The organism is Microbulbifer maximicatervae (SeqCode), from assembly GCF_056231245.1.
Genome location: NZ_CP174334.1, coordinates 2110351 through 2130149, shown reverse-complemented (window position 1 = coordinate 2130149; position 19799 = coordinate 2110351). Strand labels below are relative to the sequence as shown.

The window sequence follows — 19799 nt, the reverse complement described above, 5'->3', positions numbered from 1 at the left end:
ACTTATCTCTCGCTAATAGAGGGAAGAAGCATGAGTGAAGTTACCAGGGGGTTAAGCCCATCAACTACAAGCCCCAACACCTCGCTCTGGTGGGTTCACTGCCTGATGATACTTTGTACACTACTGGTTGCAGGATCATTTCCTATTGGGGAGTTAATCGCCGATTCACTCCCGGCGGATTCCATGATGTTGATTCGATTCTTAATTGCGGCGGGACTATTTGCACCCTTCATATTTTTAAAGCACGGGATTCAGCTTCCAGAGCCAAAAAAACTACTGGGGTATGCACTACTCAGTATCCCATTGGTTGTCTTTTTCTGGTGTATGTTTGAAGCACTCAAATACACCACCGCAGTAAATACCGGCGCTCTTTTTACAACCGTTCCGGCGATGACAGCCATCTTTACTTTGATCATCAATGGCGAGCGGAGCAGCACCCGTAAAGTTATCGGCCTAACCCTTGGGACTCTGGGTGCAGCCTGGATTGTATTCAAGGGGAGTATCACAACAGCGATAACGCTAGACCTAAACAAAGGGGATTGGATATTCACCCTAGGTGCTATATCACTCAGTTTATATAACCCGCTTATCAAGAAGGTTCACTCAGGGGAGCCTACAGAGGTCATGACATTCTGGGTTATTCTATTTGGTGCGCTCTGGTTACTATTGCTCTCTTTTCCAAACTTAAACCAGATAGAATGGCGAAATATACCCACCGAGACTTACGGCGGGCTATTCTATTTAGCCTTATTCTCAACTTTAATTAGTTTTTTTCTGCTGCAATTCAGTACATTAAGGATCGGGGCAACTAAAGTAGCAGCATATAGTTTCTTGAATCCGATATTTGTACTAATAGTGGCCATAGTATTGGAAATGGCAAACTTTAATATCAGCTTCATACCTGGAATAGTGTTGGTCTTTGCAGCCATGCTATTTATCCAGGCGGAAAAACCTAAGGAATAATATCTCTGAACAGCTTATAAGAGATAGAATGGTGCTGCTATCAATAAGTGCAATATTTCTAGTCTACAGGCTTTTCTATCTCATAAATTGCATCAGAAATATCCTCCAACTTAGAGGACACTATTACCTGAGCATCATGTAAGCCCTGATTATAAAATTCGGCCCCCATCTCCTTTGCAAGGAAATCAATAAAGAACTCCGCTTCAAAACCGCCAATTTCCAGCTCAAATTCTTTAGACAGATAGCCCCTGACCTTCTCGATTAGCTCTAATTTCCGTCTCTCTTCCAATTGTATTTCGGACATACTTCTACCTTGTATTAAAGAAAGCATGCAAGTATGACACAAATATATTAATCGTGGCGCCCCCAAGCAATTATAGAATCTTCTACAATATATCTCAGGGGAGAGGTATCCAAATTCAAATCTCTATCGATTATTTGTTGCGATAATACCTAATCCACTACTTTAATTTTTGATGTCCCATACTCACTGACAATATCTCCGTAAGTATCAGCACTCGGACCATTTATAGATCTTACTGTTTCATAGAGCCGCCATCGACCTGTAAACTGATCACTTTCAAATTTACTAATCAAGTAACCTGCTCTATTCCCTTTGCGGAACTTCATATGAGGATTTTTCTTTAACGTAGTCTCGGTGCTACGGTTATCTGCGATTTCGTACCAAATAGCACCACCATCCCCGCGGGTCAGGGATGGAGCCGTTATTTCAATCGCGACATTATCTCTACCCGCATTGTAATCATCCGCAAAGGGATCTAAGGCGAGCCCTGAGGCCATTGCTTTATGTAACCCCCCGGACAAGACCACGATATTGTCTTCAAGCTCACCAAATAAATTCAATAACCAGTTATGGGATTGGGGGTATCCTCGCCAGGCACTCGGGGAGTAATTGTTCCACCATTCAAAAACCGGTGCCCCAGAGCAAACTATTCGCCAGCGCGCACTGGATTGCTTAATGGCCTGCTCAAACCATGTCGCCTGTTCCTGACCAATAATACTGCGGCCAGGGTAATCAAATTCAGAAAATATAGGTTGCCGTTTCTTGAAGTTATCCGGCATATCATTGATTGGCTCATCCCGATCATAGAAGCACATATCCAGGAAAAAGATATCAGCCATTTCACCATAAGGAACAGAGCGCCATACTCGCCTCGGCGCAATAAAACGGATTGGCATCCAAAGGAAGAAGGTTTCCATTGCAGCTTCCATCACTTCTTCGAAGTCAGCTCCGTTGATTTCCGGCCCCTCTCGCCAAACACCATTTCTCAGGTCGCCATCATCCCAAATCACCATCCAGGTGTGCATTTGATGTGCTTGCTGTAGAAATGCATCCCTTCTAATTTCAGAGTATCTAGCTCGGTAACTCTCCCGATCAAATTTGAAGTCAGAGTACTCAAACTTACGGTAGTCACCAGAATTTGAGGATGCATAGGAGTAGTCCCCCAGGTGGATAACAGCATCAATATTCTGCTCCCGCTCCACCATATCCCGGTAGCCTACAAACTCCCCATGCTCAAAATGTGAGCAGGAAGTGACAACAAACTTAAGAAAAGAAACATCCTCGCTAGTCGCTGGAGCCAATTTTATGCGACCGACAGAAGAAGTCTGATCCCGGTACTTAAATCGGTAGGTATAATCCCGACCGTAGTTTAGCTCTGTAACATCCAGCTTAACCGTAAAGTCTTTTGATTCATCCGTTTGCAGATACCCGGATGAAACAACCTGGCCAAATGTATCGTCGAGAGCAACTTCCCAATAGACAAGGGGAGAAACCTCCTCAGTGGTTACCCTTGTCCAAATAATAACCGAATTGGCTGTTGGGTCTCCGGAGGCTACACCATGCATAAAGTGGCTCGAGGTACTAGCGAGCCCATCATACTCATAATCGAGCACATCACTACTGGCCCTCAGCGATGGCGCCATAGCGCTAACGGTTAACAGCCCACCCCATTTTAAAAGCGTCCGTCGATCAAATCTGTTCATTGTAAGCAGCCTTGCCCTTGCTACGGTATGAATGTTGACGCGCAAGTGAAGCAAACGATGATGACAAACAGGTTAAGGCTAAACGCCCTTTAAAAACGTGAGATCCTATTCCAATGGAAAGCTAAAATTCCCCTGCAAGTATTTACACTCGCAGTTACTTCCAAATAGCTTACAACACATGTTTTGGGGTAATTACAGCAACAGATTATTTATTGCTCTAGATAGCTCACAATAATATTTTTCCAGAACAGCTGAATTAATTACATCATTAGATCTGCGACATCATGCCGATAGTATATTGATCAGTGAGAGGTTCATTAGGCAATAAAAAAGCCGGACTGCATAATACAGTCCGGCTTTTATCATACTCGCTTAGTAACTACTTAGAAGTTGTAGTTAAAGCGCACACCGTAGCTCATTGGGGTAGAGAATGGACCAGATACCAGGCCATCACTTCCATCTGCATAGTACGGAACAACTTCGTCAGTCAGGTTGTTGCCAAAGGCTTCAACATTCCACTGATCGTCCGGGCTTACATACTTCACGGAAGCATTTACCATCCAGAAAGAATCACGGCTGTCATCAAAAGCAGAAGTATCACCAGTGGGGAAATCGTGCTTGTCAACATTCCAGTAGGTCAGGTAAGACTCATCTTCCCAGTGAATACCGACAAATGGAATAATCGCTCCACCGTGGGCTAACTCAAAGGTGTGGTCATAATTGATAGTAAAGCTGAATTCAGGTGATGCAGGCAGCTCATTTCCTTTCAGGTTGCGATAGAGTTCTTCATTGCTGTTATCGTGAGCTGCGCCCCAGTCATCAATCTCAAACAAAGACTGGTTGTTAAAGTTCCAGCGGTTCCAGAAATCAGAGGTAATTTCTGTTTTCATCCAAGTGGCGAAACCACTAATTCGGCCATTTGGATATGGAGCCCAGTCAAACTCAAACTCCATTCCCATTATTTCGGCTCTGGCGGCATTTTTTGTGAGATAAATTACGGCAGGCTCTGTCGTAACTTCTCCCGTCAAATTGCCTTCATCATCAACCTCTTTAACATAAAAAGTATAGGCAGTATCCGGCGCAGCCAGCTGCATATCTTTATACTTGGAGAAGAAGAAAGTATTGGCAAGGTTCAAGCGACCATCCAGGAAAGTCCCTTTGGCACCAAGCTCCAAAGTGACCACAGTCTCTTCATCGTAGTTGGTATCAAAAGTTGCAGCTACAACACGGTTGCCATCATCATCATAAATGTAGTCGGCAGTATCAGGGTCCTGCTCATACTGAGTAATTACATCGCCTAGACCGCCAGATTTAAAGCCGGATGCAACGTAAGAGTACAGCATCACATCATCTGTCAGATCGTAATCAAGACCAATACGGAAATCCGCATTTTCCCAATCGTCACTAACATCATTGTAAGTGTCTACGGAATAGATTGAATCATCAGCAAAGTAACCGGTAGACAATTCATTAAAGAGCGCCTGACTGTATGCAGGGAAACAGCCGTACTCGCCAGTTGCATCAGTATCAAGTGACCAATCACGTGTACAGCTTAAGTTATTACCGCCCTCATCACTTTTCTCATCATATGTATAGCGGCCACCAAGTGTCAGGTGCAGAGTATCGGTGAGGCTATAAGTTGCCTGGGCAAATGCCCCCAGTGCATCAACATTTCTCTCTGGCTGACGCCAGAAAACGGCATTATCCAGCGAAGCCAAGAAGTAACCATTGAGGTCATTGGACTCATGGAAGTAGAAGAGACCGGTGATCCATTGAAGCGGAGCATCATCAGTAGATTGGAGCTGAAGCTCATGGGAATATGAAACATTCTCTGCATCTGTGATGCTCATGCTCATATCCCAAGTATTGCGGCCGGCGTCAACATCGATCAGGTTACTGCGGTTTTGTACCGCATAGCCAGTGTTGTACACAAACGCCATGCTGTCGCTAAAGTCCCAGCGGAAGTTGGATCGGAATGAAGTCATCGTAAGGTCAAGTTCACCAGGAACATTAACCGCTACCGTATACTGATCGGCTCCAGAACCGTAGTAGGTTTCGCAGTTTACGCCATCATCGCGCTCATCAGCTTTATCACAGTCAATGGTATTAATACCACCGGCACTGCTGTCCTGATAATGCTCAGCAACGGCATACCAGGAAATATCTTCGGTTGGTTCCCACAAGGCGCCAATACGTACTGCCTGCTGGTCAACATTCCCGTAGAAATCATCAGCATCAGCCCTTACCAGGGATACATCCTCAGATGCCCACCAGTTTCCGTTTTGGGTGAAAGTGCGATCTGCATCGTCAGAAAGGGTAGTCGCCCCGAGACTATCTGCACTAACATAACGGTTGTCATATTGGTTAGCGTCGTAGTATCCAGTCAGATAGGAATCCCGAGTCTCATCCAAAAAGGATACGCGAAGAGCAAAGGTGTCAGAAACCGGGATATTAATAACACCCTTGACCAATTCTTGATTCCAGCGGCCAAGTTCAACACCTACGGAACCTTCAAACTCATCGATTACCGGTCGCTTTGAGATAACATTGATCGCGCCTACTGTAGAGTTTCGTCCATAAAGGGTACCCTGAGGCCCTCGCATGGCTTCAACCCTTTCAGAGTCAAACATCATTGCCATAGCAGACTGGGGGCGTGAAGAGTAAATACCATCGAAGTGCAGGCCTACTGCCGGATCGCCAAGTTCACTGGTATTGGTGGAGCGCACGCCGCGCATAGAAATTACTGGTGAAGACTGGGAGGCATCGTAGCCAATATCCACATTGGGGATAGTGTTGCCCAGATCTTTTACATTCTTAATACCCTGGCGATCGAGCTCTTCTTGCGTAAATGCACTGATCGCTACGGGGGTGTCCATCAAATTGGTTTCGCGCTTGGTTGCGGTAACCGTTACTTCTTCCAGCGCCCAATCGTCATCCTGTTGACTATCTTCCTGAGCCCAAGCCGACACTACCGCGACATTTGCCATTGCAATTGCAAAGGTAAGTGGTTTTTTAATTCTCATTGATGTCTCTCCAATCTGCTGCAAAAGGAAAGCCACATTTATTTTTTAATGAATGGCCATCCCATAGGGCCGTCGGCAGTACGGCGGCTAGGCTAAAATCTCAAAAAGAAGGGACGTAAGAAACTCAGATACGATAGAGCGGATCGAGACTAGGACAAAGAGGACTAGTTCACAATTTGTTGCCACTAGCTGCGACCAGCAAGTCAAATAAGTACTGAAACCGTAGGATTCATACACCAGCTGTCTACGAATATTGGGGATTTTTTAGAGTCTATCTGCTTGCTCACCCAAAGCCTCGCATCCCAACAGCAGGCCTTAAATATACGTACGCTGAGCAATAAAGGCTATATCTAAACAGACCTAGATGTGACTATTAAGGCAAGCCCTGTCTCACAATGATAAAAACACAGCCTTTTTTCTCAGATAAAAACCTACCGGAAAACACAGGAAACCGGAAAAAAAGTTATTGTCAGGATTACTGAGATTAATATTCGCCTATTAATTTAAATATATACGGAATATTAAATTTGATTGGAGTAAAAATGTAAAACCGATTCCTAATCATTTTTACAGTAGGAAATAAAAAGGGGCCAAAAGGCCCCCTGTAAAGAAATCACCAAAGTCCTAAAAGCTATTGCCAGGTATTCGCACCCAACCTTCCATTAGGATTCGGGCGCTGCGACTCATAATGGCCTTGGTAGCAGTCCACTGACCATCGACCTCTTTGGCTTGAGCACCCACACGTAAGGTACCCGATGGGTGACCGAAGCAAACAGAGCTGCGTTCTCCCCCGCCAGCTGCAAGGTTAACCAAAGTGCCCGGGATCGCCGCAGCGGTGCCAATAGCTACTGCTGCCGTGCCCATCATGGCGTGGTGCAACTTGCCCATAGATAAGGCGCGCACGAGGAGATCAACCTCGGAAGATGCCACTGCCTTACCACTGGATGCAGTGTAATCCTGCGGTTTAGCGACAAAAGCAACCTTAGGGGTGTGATGACGATTGGCAGCTTCTTCAATGGTAGAAACCAACCCCATCTTTACCGCACCGTGAACGCGAATACTCTCAAACATCGCCAGCACTTTGCTGTCACCATTAATGGCATCCTGCAATTCAGTGCCGGTGTAGCCAATATCTTCTGCATTGACGAAAATCGTCGGAATGCCAGCATTGATCATGGTGGCCTTGAGCACACCTACATCGGGCACTTCCAGATCATCGACTACGTTACCGGTAGGAAACATGGCACCCTCACCGTCGGCAGGGTCCATAAATTCCACTTCCACTTCAGCCGCCGGAAACGTCACTCCGTCCAGCTCAAAGTCTCCGGTTTCCTGAACTTCACCATTGGTCATAGGTACATGGGCAACAATGGTCTTACCAATATTGGCCTGCCAGATGCGCACGGTGCAGATGCCATTTTCTGGCACTCTGTCGGGCTCTACAAAACCGCTATTGATGGCAAAGGCACCCACGGCGGCGGTGAGATTGCCGCAGTTACCACTCCAATCAACAAACGGCTTATCGATGGAAACCTGACCAAACAGGTAGTTCACATCGTGATCGGCTTTATCGCTGGGCGATAAAATTACCGTTTTGCTGGTGCTTGAAGTAGCGCCACCCATACCGTCGGTCTGCTTACCGTAGGGATCCGGGCTGCCAATCACGCGCAGCAGCAAGTTGTCACGGGCCTGCCCCGGCACTTGTGCAACTTCGGGCAGATCTTGCAAGCGGAAGAAAACGCCCTTGCTGGTTCCCCCGCGCATATAAGTCGCGGGGATTTTTATTTGAGGAGCAAACTTCATAACTCAGACCGTCGCTTCTGCTTCGAGGAAGTCTTTGGCAAAGCGCTGCAAAACACCCCCAGCCTCATAAATGGAAACTTCTTCTGCGGTATCCAAACGACAGGTAACAGGAGCCTCAATCGTCTCACCATTGGCACGGTGGACAAGCAAGGTCAGCGTGGCATGGGGAGTGCGCTCACCGATTACGTCGAAACTCTCGGTACCGTCGATACCCAGGGTTTCACGGGTAGTGCCCGGCTTAAACTCCAGCGGCAGTACACCCATACCGATCAGGTTGGTGCGGTGAATTCGCTCGAAGCCTTCGGCCACAATCGCTTCCACACCCGCAAGGCGCACACCTTTCGCAGCCCAGTCACGGGAGGAGCCCTGCCCATAATCGGCACCCGCAATGATAATCAGCGGCTGCTTGCGATCCATATAGGTCTCGATGGCTTCCCACATACGGGTAACCTGTCCTTCCGGCTCGACACGAGCCAGGGAGCCCTGACGGACCTCGCCGTTATCATCGCGCACCATTTCGTTGAGTAGCTTCGGATTGGCGAAAGTTGCACGCTGGGCAGTGAGGTGGTCGCCGCGGTGGGTCGCGTAGGAGTTAAAGTCCTCCTCCGGCAAGCCCATCTTCGCCAGGTATTCACCGGCAGCACTGCTGGCCAGAATGGCATTGGACGGAGACAGGTGATCGGTGGTGATATTATCACCCAGCACCGCCAGCGGGCGCATCCCCTTCAAGCTGCGCTCGCCTGCAAGGGCACCTTCCCAATAAGGTGGACGGCGGATATAGGTGCTCATCGGACGCCAGTCGTAGAGTGCGTGGCCCTGCTCTTCTGCGGCATCCCGCTCTTCGAACATCGGAATATACACATCGCGGAACTGCTGTGGCTTCACGCTCTGACGTACGATCGCATCGATCTCTTCATCGCTGGGCCAGATGTCTTTCAGGGTAATCGGGTTGCCATCGGCATCGTATCCCAGCGCATCTTTTTCAATATCGAACCGGATGGTGCCGGCAATAGCGTAGGCAACGACCAGCGGCGGTGAAGCCAGGAAAGCCTGCTTGGCATAGGGGTGGATACGACCGTCGAAGTTGCGGTTTCCGGACAGGACCGCAGTAGCATACAGGTCGCGATCAATCACTTCCTGCTGAATTTTCGGGTCCAGGGCACCGCTCATACCGTTACAGGTGGTGCAGGCGAAAGCCACTACGCCGAAACCCATCTGCTCCAGATCCGGTAGCAGGTCGGCCTCTTCCAGATACATTTTTACCGTTTTGGATCCTGGAGCCAGGGATGACTTGACCCAGGGCTTACGGGTTAGGCCGAGCTTGTTCGCATTGCGGGCAATCAGGCCTGCGGCAATCATATTGCGCGGGTTGCTGGTATTGGTGCAGCTGGTAATCGCGGCAATAATCACAGCACCATCGGGCATCTCACCAGCTTTCTCTTCCCAGGCTTTAGCGATTCCACGATTAGCCAATTCCGAAGCCGGCAGAAGCGCGTGGGGGTTGGAGGGGCCAGCAAGGTTGCGACCCACTGTGTCCAGGTCAAACTTCAGTACCCGCTCGTATTCGGCATCCTTCAAGGTGTCGGACCAAAGGCCCGTTTCCTTGGCAAACTTCTCTACCAAAGCTACCTGCCCATCATCACGGCCGGTGAGTTTGAGGTAGTCGATGGTTTGCTCATCGATAGAGAACATGGCCGCAGTAGCGCCATACTCTGGAGTCATATTGGAAATAGTGGCGCGATCGCCCAGGGTCAGGTTGGAAGCCCCCTCACCGTAAAACTCCAGGTAGGCGCCGACCACGCGCTCGCGGCGCAGGAATTCAGTGAGAGCCAATACCAAGTCGGTACCAGTAATACCCGGCTGCAACTTTCCGGTGAGTTCCACTCCAACAATATGCGGCAGACGCATATAAGAGGCGCGGCCAAGCATCACGCTCTCAGCTTCCAGGCCGCCAACACCCACAGAAATCACACCCAGAGCGTCTACCATCGGCGTGTGGCTATCGGTACCGACACAGGTATCCGGGAAGGCCACGCCCTCGCGCACCTGCACCACCGGAGACATTTTCTCCAGATTGATCTGGTGCATGATGCCGTTACCGGGGGGAATCACATCGACGTTTTCAAATGCGGTTTTGGTCCAATTGATAAAGTGGAAGCGATCTTCGTTACGACGCTCCTCTACCGCACGATTTTTTTCAAAAGCATCCTTCTCAAATCCGGGGTGCTCTACCGCGAGGGAGTGATCCACAATCAACTGGGTGGGAACAACTGGATTTACCTTGGCGGGATCACCGCCTTTATCGGCAATGGCATCGCGCAGACCAGCCAGGTCTACCAGCGCGGTTTGGCCGAGGATGTCGTGGCACACCACTCGGGCTGGAAACCAAGGGAAGTCCAACTCGCGCTTGCGCTCAATAATCTGTTTCAGGGAGTCGGTCAGTTTTGCCGGCTCGCAGCGACGCACCAGGTTTTCCGCCAGAATACGTGAGGTATACGGCAGTTTGGCATAGGCTCCGGGCTGGATCGCGTCAACAGCGGCTCGGGTATCGAAATAATCGAGGTCTGTACCGGGCAGTGATTTGCGGTAATCAGTATTCATAGCAGGTAAATCAGTCGAATCTTTTTTTAAAATCGTGTCTCTTCTGAGGGTGGCTCCAGGCCGCTCACCAAAGGCGACCTGGAGCCGGCACACCGGGTGTGCCTCATTTCAAAAGTGAAATGAAAATTAACCGCGCTCAGCGATTGGAGTTACTGTACGAGGCTCAACACCTACGTACTCTGCACTCGGGCGAATAATGCGGTTATCAGCGCGCTGCTCGAAAACATGTGCAGCCCAGCCGGTAACGCGGGACATTACAAAAATCGGGGTAAACAATTTTGTGGGAATACCCATAAAGTGATACGCGGAAGCGTGGAAGAAGTCTGCATTACAGAACAATTTTTTCTCACGCCACATCACTTCTTCACAGCGAACAGATACCGGGTACAACACGGTATCACCAACATCTTCAGCCAACTTTTCAGACCAGCCTTTGATAATCTCATTGCGCGGGTCGGACTCGCGGTAAATGGCGTGGCCGAAACCCATAATCTTCTCTTTGCGCTCCAGCATGCCCAGCAGTTCTTTCTCTGCTTCGTCTGGATTGGAGAAACGCTCGATCAGTTCCATTGCCGCTTCGTTGGCACCACCATGCAGAGGACCACGCAGAGTGCCGATAGCACCGGTGATGCAGCTGAACAGATCGGACAAAGTGGAGGCACAAACGCGAGCGGTAAAAGTAGATGCGTTAAATTCGTGCTCTGCATACAGAATCAGGGAAACGTTCATGACCTGCTCGTGCAGTTCATTGGGCTTCTCATCGCGCAGCATATGCAGGAAGTGGCCGCCAATGCTGTCGTCATCGGTTTCAGTTTCGATGCGCACATTGTCGTGGGTGAAACGGTACCAATAGCAGATTATGGAGGGGAATGCGGCCAGCAGGCGATTGGCTTTATCCAACTGCTGGGCGAAGGATTCTTCACCTTCCAGGTTACCCAACATGGAACAACCGGTGCGCATTACATCCATAGGATGGGCATCAGCCGGAATGCGCTCAAGCACTTCTTTTAATGCTTGCGGCAGGCCACGCTTGGCTTTCAGCAGCGCCTTGTACTCCGCCAGCTCTCCCTCAGTGGGTAATTCCCCATAGAAAATCAGGTAGGCAACTTCTTCAAACTCACAGTGCTGGGCCAGATCTTTAATATCGTAACCGCGGTAAGTCAGGCCGGAACCGGATTTGCCCACTGTAGAAAGTGCAGTTTTACCTGCTACCTGGCCGCGCAGACCAGCACCGCCCAATGCTTTCTCTACCATCTTCTTATTTCCCCTGTTGTATACACATTTGCTGTGTTCATCCAATTGAAAGCGCAGCGCCCGGCTTTCGCACCGGGCTGCTTGGGAGCCTATGAATAACTCCGTAATGCCTACTTATTGAAAAGTTCGTCCAGCTTCTGTTCAAACTCGTGATAATTCAGGTAATCGTACAGCTCCTCACGAGTCTGCATGGTGTCGACAACCGCTTGCTGATCGCCATTTTGCAGGATACTGGTATAAACATTTTCCGCCGCGCGGTTCATCGCACGGAACGCCGACAGTGGATACAGTACGATATCTGCGCCCGCTTCGCCCAAATCTTTGGCGTTATACAGCTTGGTTTTACCAAACTCGGTAATATTCGCCAAAATCGGCACATTTAGCGCGTCCTTAAAGGCACGATAGTGCTCAAGTTCAGTAACTGCTTCCGCGAAAATGCCGTCGGCGCCAGCCTCAATACAAGCCTGGGCGCGTTCAATAGCCGCATCGAGCCCTTCCTGTGCAAAGGCGTCGGTGCGAGCCATTACAAAGAAATCGTCATCGGTACGGGCATCTACCGCCGCTTTGATACGGTCGACCATCTCCTGCTTGGAAACAATCTCTTTATTCGGGCGATGGCCACAGCGCTTCTGCGCTACCTGATCTTCGATGTGTACCGCAGCGGCACCAGCGCGGATCATATCTTTAATGGTGCGGGAAATGTTGAAAGCGCCACCCCAACCAGTATCGATATCCACTAAAAGCGGCAACTCACTGGCAGCAGTTATGCGGCGCACATCCTCCAGTACATTATCGAGACTGGTCATACCCAAGTCCGGCAGACCGTAGGAGGCGTTGGCAACACCGGCGCCAGAAAGGTAAATCGCCTTGTGACCAATACGTTCGGCCATAATGGCGGAATAGGCGTTGATGGTACCAACCACTTGCAGCGGTTGATTCTCGGCGAGTGCAGCGCGGAAACGCGCGCCAGCAGAAGGCTTTTGGCTCATGCTCTACCTCAGTTTCTTTTCAATGTTTATTCTCGAGGCGCGGATATGCCGGCGCATTAATAGCTCCGCCAGCTCACCATCCCCGGCCTCAATGGCCTCAATAATATGGTTGTGCTCGCGGAAAGCCCGCTGGGCCCGGGGACTGGCCATCCCCAATTGGTAGCGATACATACGAACACGGTAATAAAGTCGATTGCACAGGGTATCGATCAGAAGATCATTCTTTGATGCCTGCACGATACGGAAATGAAAATCAAAATCCCCTTCCGGCTGGAAGTACGCCTTACCGGCCTGCAGCTCTTCCTGCTGCTCATGGTGGTAGAGCATTTGGCGCAGCTCAACCAGGTCTTCCTCGGTGCGCTGTTCCGCTGCCAGACGGCAAGCCATACCCTCAAGGGCTTCACGAACTTCATAGAGTTCCAGTAAGCCGCGCTCACTTAACTCTACAACCCTTGCTCCAATATTGACCTTGCGTTCCAGCAGCCCCAAAGACTCCAGGCGCATCACTGCTTCGCGCAAACTCCCGCGACTGGCATTAAATCGGCGCGCCAGTTCCGGCTCGCTAATTTTGCTGCCAGAGGCGATTTGCCCCTCCACAATTTCAGCGCGCAAAGTCAGAAATAAGCGTTCAGCAAGGCTTTGACGCTCCTCTGAAGCTGAACCGGCAGTACCAACTACAGTCATGCAAGACCTAGATTGTCGACAATCTTAATGGGGCATGACATTAAATCACCAGCATTCTCTCGTCAACTGCAGGCATCCCCGATTAAACATTAAGGATTGTTGACAATAGGGCAAAATAGGTGACTTTCAACAGAGCAGTAGTCTTGCCATGTTTAAGTGGGCATAATAGCGCCCGCGCCAGATGAGCCTGTTCGACTAACGCGAGCGCTCTATGCTTTATTTGGGGCTTAGGGAAAATCCCACAGAAAGAATATCCAGGCCTCGGAACAGCGCTTGTTTTAGGCTGCCACCACCCAGGTTACAGACAGAGTTATGCCGAAGAGTATTATCAGGCGATGGCTGCCAAGCCCCGAAGAAGTTAGAGCCAACAATGGCCTCAAATTTCTGGGGACTCTTCTCCACGACCCCAACCTTTTTCATTTGAACCGACACTCAGTCTCGGTCGCATTTGCGGTTGGCGTATTTACCAGCTTCCTCCCTTTGCCAGGGCAAATGGTTATTGCCGCTCTGCTCGCACTTTGGCTGCGCTGCAATCTACCTTTGTCGATGATTCTTGTATGGATCAGTAACCCGATCACCATGCCGGCTATTTTCTTTAGCACTTACAAGCTCGGCGCCTGGGTTCTGGGGGCGCCACCGGTGGATTTCAGCATCGAACTGTCGTGGGAATGGTTGACCAGTGAAGTCGGGAAGATCTGGCTGCCACTATTTACCGGCTCTCTGATTGCCGGGGCATTCTTTGCGACAGTGGCCTATTTTGCCATGCGTGCCCTCTGGCGCTGGCACGTTGTGAAAAGATGGAAATTGCGAATCCAAAGGCGATCAGCGGTCAGTTAACTTTTCCCACTGTAAACCCTCTGCAGGCACCAACAGGCAAAAGCCCCTGAAGCAATTGCCAGCAATGCCTGCAGGTAATACTCGGTAAGAGCACCTAGCACCAGAGCTGCAATAGCTCCAACAAATAAAGCCTTGCGGGCCACCTTAATTTTGGCGGTAGCCGCAGCCAACGCTGCCGCCCACACTACCATAAACGCTGAAAGTACCGCTCCCAGTGAAACAATCCAAATGGGCCAGATCTCCCACCCCTCTGCGTAGCAAACGGAACCACTACGCATATCAGGCGGACAAAAAACCCTTAGGTACCACCCATCCAGCATCAAGGTAAAACAGGCAGCCAGCACCCAAGCCAAAATTGCGGCGGGCACCGGTAGATATCTTCTAATAATTGATACCCTACCCAAAAGCCCGGCCCGACTTATTCATTGCGCAAGGCCGCTGCCGGCTGAACCCGACTGGCCTTAAAGGCCGGATACAAAGTTGCCAGCAAGCTAAGTAGAAAGCCCGCCGCCACAACCAGTGCCACGTCTGCCCATACCAACTGGGACGGCAAATAATCCACGGGATAGACATCAGACTTTAGGAACTGAATGCCGAGCATTGACTCCAGCCCCGCTACCAATTTGGTCACCGTCAGCGAGCCTAACACCCCCAACGCACCGCCAACTACAGCCCCCACAAGCCCGACCAGCGCCCCCTGACTCACAAAAGTCAGCAAAATCTGTCGGGTACTGGCACCCATGGTACGGAGGATGGCGATATCAGCATGCTTATCGATAACCACCATTACCAAAGTGGAAACCACATTAAAAGCGGCAATCGCAATAATCAGGAAAACCAGTAACCCCACCAGGTTGCGGGACATCTGAATAGCCTGGTAGAGGTTGCCGTGGGTTCGGCTCCAATCAGTGCCGTAGAAATTGCCCCGAGGCAGGTCTTGCAGAAGACGCCGCATAATCCAGTTGGCCTCGAGCATTTCATTGACCCGTAACTGGACCCCTGCCCCACCGCTACCTCCAGCCAGAGTCCTGGCCTGCTGCCAGGCAACCAGGGCGAGAGATTGATCCAATACAGTGCCAGAGTGAAAAACCTGCGCCACTTTAAATCCAGCAACCCTGGCTGCCTTGCGTGCACCGGTGGCACTATCGTTATTTGGTACAATCAGGGAAAGGTAATCACCCGCCTCAACCCCCAACTTCTCAGCGAGCCCTTTACCCAGAACCACACCCGGTTCAGATGGGTCAAGCAAGGCATCGAAGGATGAGGATTCAAGGAAGTCCCCGATATTGGAAACTTCAGTAATTGTCTCCGGGTTGACCCCCTGCACCAACAGCGGCGTCACTTCAGCCCCACGCCTGGCAAGCGCATTGACCTGCCACACTTCTGCCGCAGAGAGAACCGCAGGGTCAGAAACCAATTGTTGGCGCAACTGGGCCCAATCCACATCAGGGCTCCCGTTGTAAATAGTGACATGGGGCATGATTCCCAGGATTCGCTCGCGCAACTCCCGGTCAAAACCATTCATCACCGACATCACCACAATCATCAGGGCGACACCGAGGATCAAACCAATCATCGATAAACCGGAAATGAATGAGACCAAACCGGCCGAATCGTCATTTCTGCGCTGGGCACCGGCATAGCGAAGCCCAATATAGGCGGGAAGAGGCTTAAACATGATCACCCTGGTGCCAGTCAGCGGTCAGCCGCCCATCGATCAGATGCAGACAGCGATCCAGGGCCGCCGCCAGATCCGGGTCATGGGTAACGATCACAAAGCTAATTCCCATCTCCTGATTCAAGCGATCCATCAACTTGTGGATCTCTGCCGCCGTAGCCCGATCCAGATTGCCGGTGGGTTCATCCATCAAAACACAGGCAGGCCTTGTCACCAGTGCCCGGGCAATGGCCACCCGCTGCCGTTCACCGCCAGAAAGCTGTGATGGCTTGTGCCCCATGCGCTCACCCAGGCCTACCGCCGTGAGCATCGCCTCGGCCTCTTTGCGGGCTTCGGCAACTGAACGCTTGCCGATCAGTAGTGGCATGGCAACATTTTCCAGGGCGGAAAACTCGTTAAGCAAATGGTGAAACTGGTATACAAAACCGAGACTGCTATTTCTCAACCAGCCCCGCTCATTGGCGTTGAGTTCAGCGAGATTCTTACCTGCAACCCAGACCTCACCGGAGCTTGGAGTATCGAGGCCACCAAGCAAGTTGAGCAGTGTCGATTTACCAGAGCCAGAAGCGCCGACGATGGCCAATTTCTCGCCCCGCTTTACCTCAAGCTCAACACCACTCAGAACCTCCAGGTCCCGGCCTCCCTGGCGATAATGTTTGCGCAATTGCCGACAAGCCAAAACAGCACCATCCGGGGCCGGAGCTGGCTGCGCTTTTTCCGTATCTATTTCCACTCGACTGTTCATCAAATTATTCGCTGTCTCTCAACATCTATAAATCACACCAAAACAGGCCGACTTATATAAATTATTCGTAACGCAAAGCTTCCGCCGGCTCAATCTGTGCCGCTCGCCAGGCAGGAAATATCGTTGCCAGCAGGCTCATACAAATTGCCGCCGTTAACACCACCACTGCATCGCCGACACGGAATTCAGAAGGCAGGTAACTAACAAAGAAAACACGGGGATCAAATATCTTGGCGCCTACTACCGACTCAATCCAGCTCACCATTTCAGTCAGGTTCATCGCTATCACGATGCCTAAAACAGCACCGGCAAAAGCGCCGATAATGCCAATGGCACTGCCCTGAATCACAAATACCGCCATAATCTGACGGGAGGTCAGCCCCAATGTTCGCAACACTGCAATATCGGAGCGCTTATCCGCAACCATCAGCACTAATGCGGAGACAATATTGAATGCGGCCACGGCGACAATGATCATCAGCATCAACGTGACAACGGTCTTTTCCATTTTAACTGCCTGGAAAAGACTTCCCTGGGAATCCCCCCAATCTTCACCCTGAAAACCCTCGCCCAGCTCATTTGCATAAACAGAAACAAGCCCCAGCGCATTGTCCATATCGTCAAAGCGCAACTGCAGCCCCTGGACCTTACCCGTCATCCGGGTCAGACGCGCAGCATCTTCAATATTGATCAGCGCGAGATTCTGATCCACCTGCGCACCCACAGAGAAAACACCGGCAACCGTGAAACGCTTTGTTCTCGGGAATATACCAGCGGGGGTCACGCTGACTTCTGGCAGGGTCAGTATTACCGAATCTCCGGGAATCACATTGAGCTGATGGGCAAGGATTCGCCCCAGAACCACCCCATAGCTGCGAGGCTCGAGCAAATCCAGGTTACCCATCACCATATGCTCACCGACGGTAGACACCTTGCGCAGCGCTTGCGGTTCCACACCTTGGAACTGGGCACCGTGACTGCTGCCATGAGCACTCAAGAGGGCATAGCCATTCACAAAAGGGCTGGTCGCTTCGACATGTGGCTGAGCTTCCAACTGCCGTGCAGGTGTCTCCCAGTCCACAAGGCCGCCTTCCCGCTCGACAAAGCCGTGAGGTACAACACTTAGTATTCGGGTTTTAAGCTCACGATCGAAGCCGTTCATAACAGAAGCGACAACAATCAACGCAAAAACACCAAGGGCCATTCCCAGTAGAGAAAAGCCATTGATAAAGGAAATAAACTGCTGCCTGCGGCGGGCAGCCACGTAGCGCAGACCAATAAATAGGGGAACAGGTTTTAACATAGGGTCGATTTAAACGGAAAAACGTCAGGAAATCCAAAGATTTAGGCAAGTTTACCGAACGTTGTAAGTCTTGAGCTGGGCCTTCAGGCGCTTCAACGCCTCCTCATCCCACTCCTCTGGCTCTGTAAGGGCGAGCCACGCTAAGGTGTATCCCCACGGGGTATACCGATGGCCAAAAGATAACGGAGCGAGCCCTACATTTAAGTCTGCCAGCAGCTGCAAGCCGGTAACTAGAGGGTACCACTGGAGATCCGGCGATACATCAGGTCCTCTGGGATGGTTCAACCAGTCGGGCCTTTCCAGCGCCCAGCGCACACTAAAGAATACTATCGGGTCACTGGCGTGCTGCAAAAATGCAATCCTGAACTCACCCCATGGCTCACGGCCAATATAGCCTCCGTACTGATTACCAAAGCGCACCACCTCTCCCCCTTTGAACTCTGGCAACCAGGCGGGAGTGCCCGGATCTCGATTTCTGACAATCCGGCTCCACATGCCTACACCGAGGGGCGGCCCAGCCCAAAGGGCTCCATCAATCGGGTCATCGATAATGTCATAAAAGTCGAAGGAGTCTTCGGAAAGTTGAGCGCCAAGACTGAGGCCAAACAAGTAAACTCGGGGCCGCTCATCTTCTGGCAACTCAGCCCAATAATCATAAATGACCTTAAACAATGCTCGCGCCGACTCAAGCCCCTCAGAATCATCCGCCATCAGCGCTATCGGGCTGGATAAATAGGAATACTGCGCCGCAACAGTGGCGGTATTACCTCGATACAAAAACTCTAAAGAATTTACAGCACCGGGATCAACCCAGCCGGCGCCGGTTGGAGTTGCCACTAACAAGATCTCACGCCTGAATGCACCAACCCGCTTTAATTCCTCCAGCGCCAACTGAGCGCTCTTCATGGGCGTCGAAGCACTATCAAGCCCAACGAAAACCCTGATGGGCTGTACTGCAGAGCCAGCCACCTCTTTTATTTCTTCTTCTGTCGGCCCCAGCGTTAAGAACCGGCGCCCCTGATTGCCAATGTCATCCCACTTGATCAGCGAATTGGCGCCGCCAGGAAGGTTGGGGTCGGCCGGTGGAGAAATACTTTTTGCATATGAATTATCTAGCCGCTGATAGGTCGATGAAATTACATGCAATCCTGCTTTTAACAGCACACCATTAAAAACAGCCCAGTAAAGAAGCACAGCCGCTAATACACCCACAAGCATCGCCACTCGCTCGGGCACATGCTGCTCCACATAGCAGGCCACCAGGAGGACTATTCGCTGAAACCCTTTTCCCAGGCACCACAAAACCAGGAACATGAGTAGTGCGGTCATAGCTACAGTAATCGGTCCTACGGACCCCACCTGCTCCATGCTCATAAGAGCACGGATCGAGTTCTGCCACCTCACTCCCTGCCAAAGAGATAAAAGGATAACCAAGAGACATACAGCCAATACGCTCCGATCAAATAAGCGCCTCTGCCATGGAGAAACCGCCAGATTTGGAATACCCAGGTATTTCCAGAGCCAACTAAGAATGACCCCGAAGACATAGCCTACAAAGAACGCAACGCCGGCCAATATTCCCTGCATAAAGTCACTGCGAGGAACAAGGGAAGGGGTAAGGGAAAGCGCAAAGCAGATGGAACCGATCAGAAGGCCGAGAATTGAAAAGGTTTTAACCAGCCTCATTCTTGTCCGCTCGACAAGCCAAGCATAATTAACAGCCTAGCATAGGCGCCGATACAGCCAGCCAAGCCGTCTTCTGTTAAATCGCATCAAAATTCGAAGTAGTAGCGCTGCAAGAATTTAGCCATCAACTCATGGCACCTAACATTCCAAAGAGGCGCATTTATTTCTATTCTTGGCGCGAAAACGTGAAGAATAACAGGAGCATTGGCGGAAATTCTGTTTTAAT

The 19799-nt window shown here is 50.6% G+C and carries 15 protein-coding genes; 2 read left to right on the top strand and 13 right to left on the bottom strand.

Features of this window, described 5'->3' with window-relative positions:
* The first annotated feature begins 30 nt into the window (after positions 1 to 30).
* The gene (locus ACJJIS_RS09195) at positions 31 to 963 is read left to right on the top strand and encodes a DMT family transporter (RefSeq protein WP_444913656.1); all 933 of its coding nucleotides are present in this window, start codon (positions 31 to 33) and stop codon (positions 961 to 963) included.
* Positions 964 to 1021: 58 nt separating this feature from the next.
* Here ACJJIS_RS09195 and ACJJIS_RS09190 read toward each other — a convergent pair whose 3' ends face one another.
* The 8 genes from ACJJIS_RS09190 to ACJJIS_RS09155 form a co-directional block, all read right to left on the bottom strand.
* Positions 1022 to 1267 (bottom strand): DUF2164 domain-containing protein, encoded by a 246-nt coding sequence (locus ACJJIS_RS09190; protein WP_444913655.1) that lies wholly within the window; start codon positions 1265 to 1267, stop codon positions 1022 to 1024.
* A 149-nt stretch (positions 1268 to 1416) separates the two neighbouring features.
* Positions 1417 to 2970 carry an alkaline phosphatase D family protein gene (locus ACJJIS_RS09185; protein WP_475710070.1) on the bottom strand — a complete coding sequence of 518 codons (1554 nt, stop codon included), beginning with the start codon at positions 2968 to 2970 and terminating at the stop codon, positions 1417 to 1419.
* 383 nt (positions 2971 to 3353) lie between these two features.
* On the bottom strand, positions 3354 to 5993 hold the full coding sequence (locus tag ACJJIS_RS09180; protein ID WP_475710069.1) for a TonB-dependent receptor: 2640 nt from the start codon (positions 5991 to 5993) through the stop codon (positions 3354 to 3356).
* A gap of 624 nt (positions 5994 to 6617) precedes the next feature.
* Complete coding sequence (gene prpF, locus ACJJIS_RS09175) at positions 6618 to 7796, bottom strand: 2-methylaconitate cis-trans isomerase PrpF (RefSeq protein WP_475710068.1); 1179 nt, start codon at positions 7794 to 7796, stop codon at positions 6618 to 6620.
* A gap of 3 nt (positions 7797 to 7799) precedes the next feature.
* Positions 7800 to 10397 carry a Fe/S-dependent 2-methylisocitrate dehydratase AcnD gene (gene acnD, locus ACJJIS_RS09170; RefSeq protein ID WP_475710067.1) on the bottom strand — a complete coding sequence of 866 codons (2598 nt, stop codon included), beginning with the start codon at positions 10395 to 10397 and terminating at the stop codon, positions 7800 to 7802.
* 126 nt (positions 10398 to 10523) lie between these two features.
* Positions 10524 to 11651 carry a bifunctional 2-methylcitrate synthase/citrate synthase gene (prpC, locus tag ACJJIS_RS09165; protein ID WP_444905390.1) on the bottom strand — a complete coding sequence of 376 codons (1128 nt, stop codon included), beginning with the start codon at positions 11649 to 11651 and terminating at the stop codon, positions 10524 to 10526.
* Positions 11652 to 11761: 110 nt separating this feature from the next.
* Positions 11762 to 12640, bottom strand: a complete 879-nt coding sequence (gene prpB / locus ACJJIS_RS09160) for a methylisocitrate lyase (RefSeq protein WP_444933084.1) — start codon at positions 12638 to 12640, stop codon at positions 11762 to 11764.
* Positions 12641 to 12643: 3 nt separating this feature from the next.
* Positions 12644 to 13324 carry a GntR family transcriptional regulator gene (locus ACJJIS_RS09155; RefSeq protein ID WP_444933083.1) on the bottom strand — a complete coding sequence of 227 codons (681 nt, stop codon included), beginning with the start codon at positions 13322 to 13324 and terminating at the stop codon, positions 12644 to 12646.
* A gap of 312 nt (positions 13325 to 13636) precedes the next feature.
* Here ACJJIS_RS09155 and ACJJIS_RS09150 point away from each other — a divergent pair, with 312 nt between their 5' ends.
* Positions 13637 to 14161: a DUF2062 domain-containing protein gene (locus ACJJIS_RS09150; protein ID WP_413665638.1), complete on the top strand. Its 525-nt coding sequence runs from the start codon at positions 13637 to 13639 to the stop codon at positions 14159 to 14161.
* On the opposite strand, the gene ACJJIS_RS09145 is transcribed toward ACJJIS_RS09150, so the two are convergent.
* The 5 genes from ACJJIS_RS09145 to ACJJIS_RS09125 all read right to left on the bottom strand — a co-directional run bounded on the left by ACJJIS_RS09145 (position 14158) and on the right by ACJJIS_RS09125 (position 19573).
* On the bottom strand, positions 14158 to 14529 hold the full coding sequence (locus ACJJIS_RS09145; RefSeq protein ID WP_475710066.1) for a hypothetical protein: 372 nt from the start codon (positions 14527 to 14529) through the stop codon (positions 14158 to 14160). The two genes, ACJJIS_RS09150 and ACJJIS_RS09145, sit on opposite strands and share 4 nt — an antisense overlap.
* A gap of 50 nt (positions 14530 to 14579) precedes the next feature.
* Positions 14580 to 15839, bottom strand: coding sequence for a lipoprotein-releasing ABC transporter permease subunit (locus tag ACJJIS_RS09140; RefSeq protein WP_444936008.1), 1260 nt, complete (start codon positions 15837 to 15839; stop codon positions 14580 to 14582).
* Positions 15832 to 16584, bottom strand: coding sequence for a lipoprotein-releasing ABC transporter ATP-binding protein LolD (gene lolD / locus ACJJIS_RS09135; RefSeq protein WP_282932629.1), 753 nt, complete (start codon positions 16582 to 16584; stop codon positions 15832 to 15834). Before lolD ends, ACJJIS_RS09140 begins: the two co-directional genes overlap by 8 nt.
* A 61-nt stretch (positions 16585 to 16645) precedes the next feature.
* Positions 16646 to 17887 (bottom strand): lipoprotein-releasing ABC transporter permease subunit, encoded by a 1242-nt coding sequence (locus tag ACJJIS_RS09130; protein ID WP_444912943.1) that lies wholly within the window; start codon positions 17885 to 17887, stop codon positions 16646 to 16648.
* A 51-nt stretch (positions 17888 to 17938) separates the two neighbouring features.
* A complete protein-coding gene (locus ACJJIS_RS09125) occupies positions 17939 to 19573 on the bottom strand; it encodes an alpha/beta hydrolase (RefSeq protein WP_475710065.1) in 1635 nt (544 codons plus the stop codon).
* Positions 19574 to 19799: the final 226 nt, after the last annotated feature.

Excerpts from the sequence above, each read along its gene's own strand:
- ACJJIS_RS09195 (WP_444913656.1), top strand. The coding sequence starts at position 31 with ATGAGTGAAGTTACCAGGGGGTTAAGCCCATCAACTACAAGCCCCAAC.
- ACJJIS_RS09190 (WP_444913655.1), bottom strand. The coding sequence starts at position 1,267 with ATGTCCGAAATACAATTGGAAGAGAGACGGAAATTAGAGCTAATCGAG.
- ACJJIS_RS09185 (WP_475710070.1), bottom strand. The coding sequence starts at position 2,970 with ATGAACAGATTTGATCGACGGACGCTTTTAAAATGGGGTGGGCTGTTA.
- ACJJIS_RS09180 (WP_475710069.1), bottom strand. The coding sequence starts at position 5,993 with ATGAGAATTAAAAAACCACTTACCTTTGCAATTGCAATGGCAAATGTC.
- prpF (WP_475710068.1), bottom strand. The coding sequence starts at position 7,796 with ATGAAGTTTGCTCCTCAAATAAAAATCCCCGCGACTTATATGCGCGGG.
- acnD (WP_475710067.1), bottom strand. The coding sequence starts at position 10,397 with ATGAATACTGATTACCGCAAATCACTGCCCGGTACAGACCTCGATTAT.
- prpC (WP_444905390.1), bottom strand. The coding sequence starts at position 11,651 with ATGGTAGAGAAAGCATTGGGCGGTGCTGGTCTGCGCGGCCAGGTAGCA.
- prpB (WP_444933084.1), bottom strand. The coding sequence starts at position 12,640 with ATGAGCCAAAAGCCTTCTGCTGGCGCGCGTTTCCGCGCTGCACTCGCC.
- ACJJIS_RS09155 (WP_444933083.1), bottom strand. The coding sequence starts at position 13,324 with ATGACTGTAGTTGGTACTGCCGGTTCAGCTTCAGAGGAGCGTCAAAGC.
- ACJJIS_RS09150 (WP_413665638.1), top strand. The coding sequence starts at position 13,637 with ATGCCGAAGAGTATTATCAGGCGATGGCTGCCAAGCCCCGAAGAAGTT.
- ACJJIS_RS09140 (WP_444936008.1), bottom strand. The coding sequence starts at position 15,839 with ATGTTTAAGCCTCTTCCCGCCTATATTGGGCTTCGCTATGCCGGTGCC.
- lolD (WP_282932629.1), bottom strand. The coding sequence starts at position 16,584 with ATGAACAGTCGAGTGGAAATAGATACGGAAAAAGCGCAGCCAGCTCCG.
- ACJJIS_RS09130 (WP_444912943.1), bottom strand. The coding sequence starts at position 17,887 with ATGTTAAAACCTGTTCCCCTATTTATTGGTCTGCGCTACGTGGCTGCC.
- ACJJIS_RS09125 (WP_475710065.1), bottom strand. The coding sequence starts at position 19,573 with ATGAGGCTGGTTAAAACCTTTTCAATTCTCGGCCTTCTGATCGGTTCC.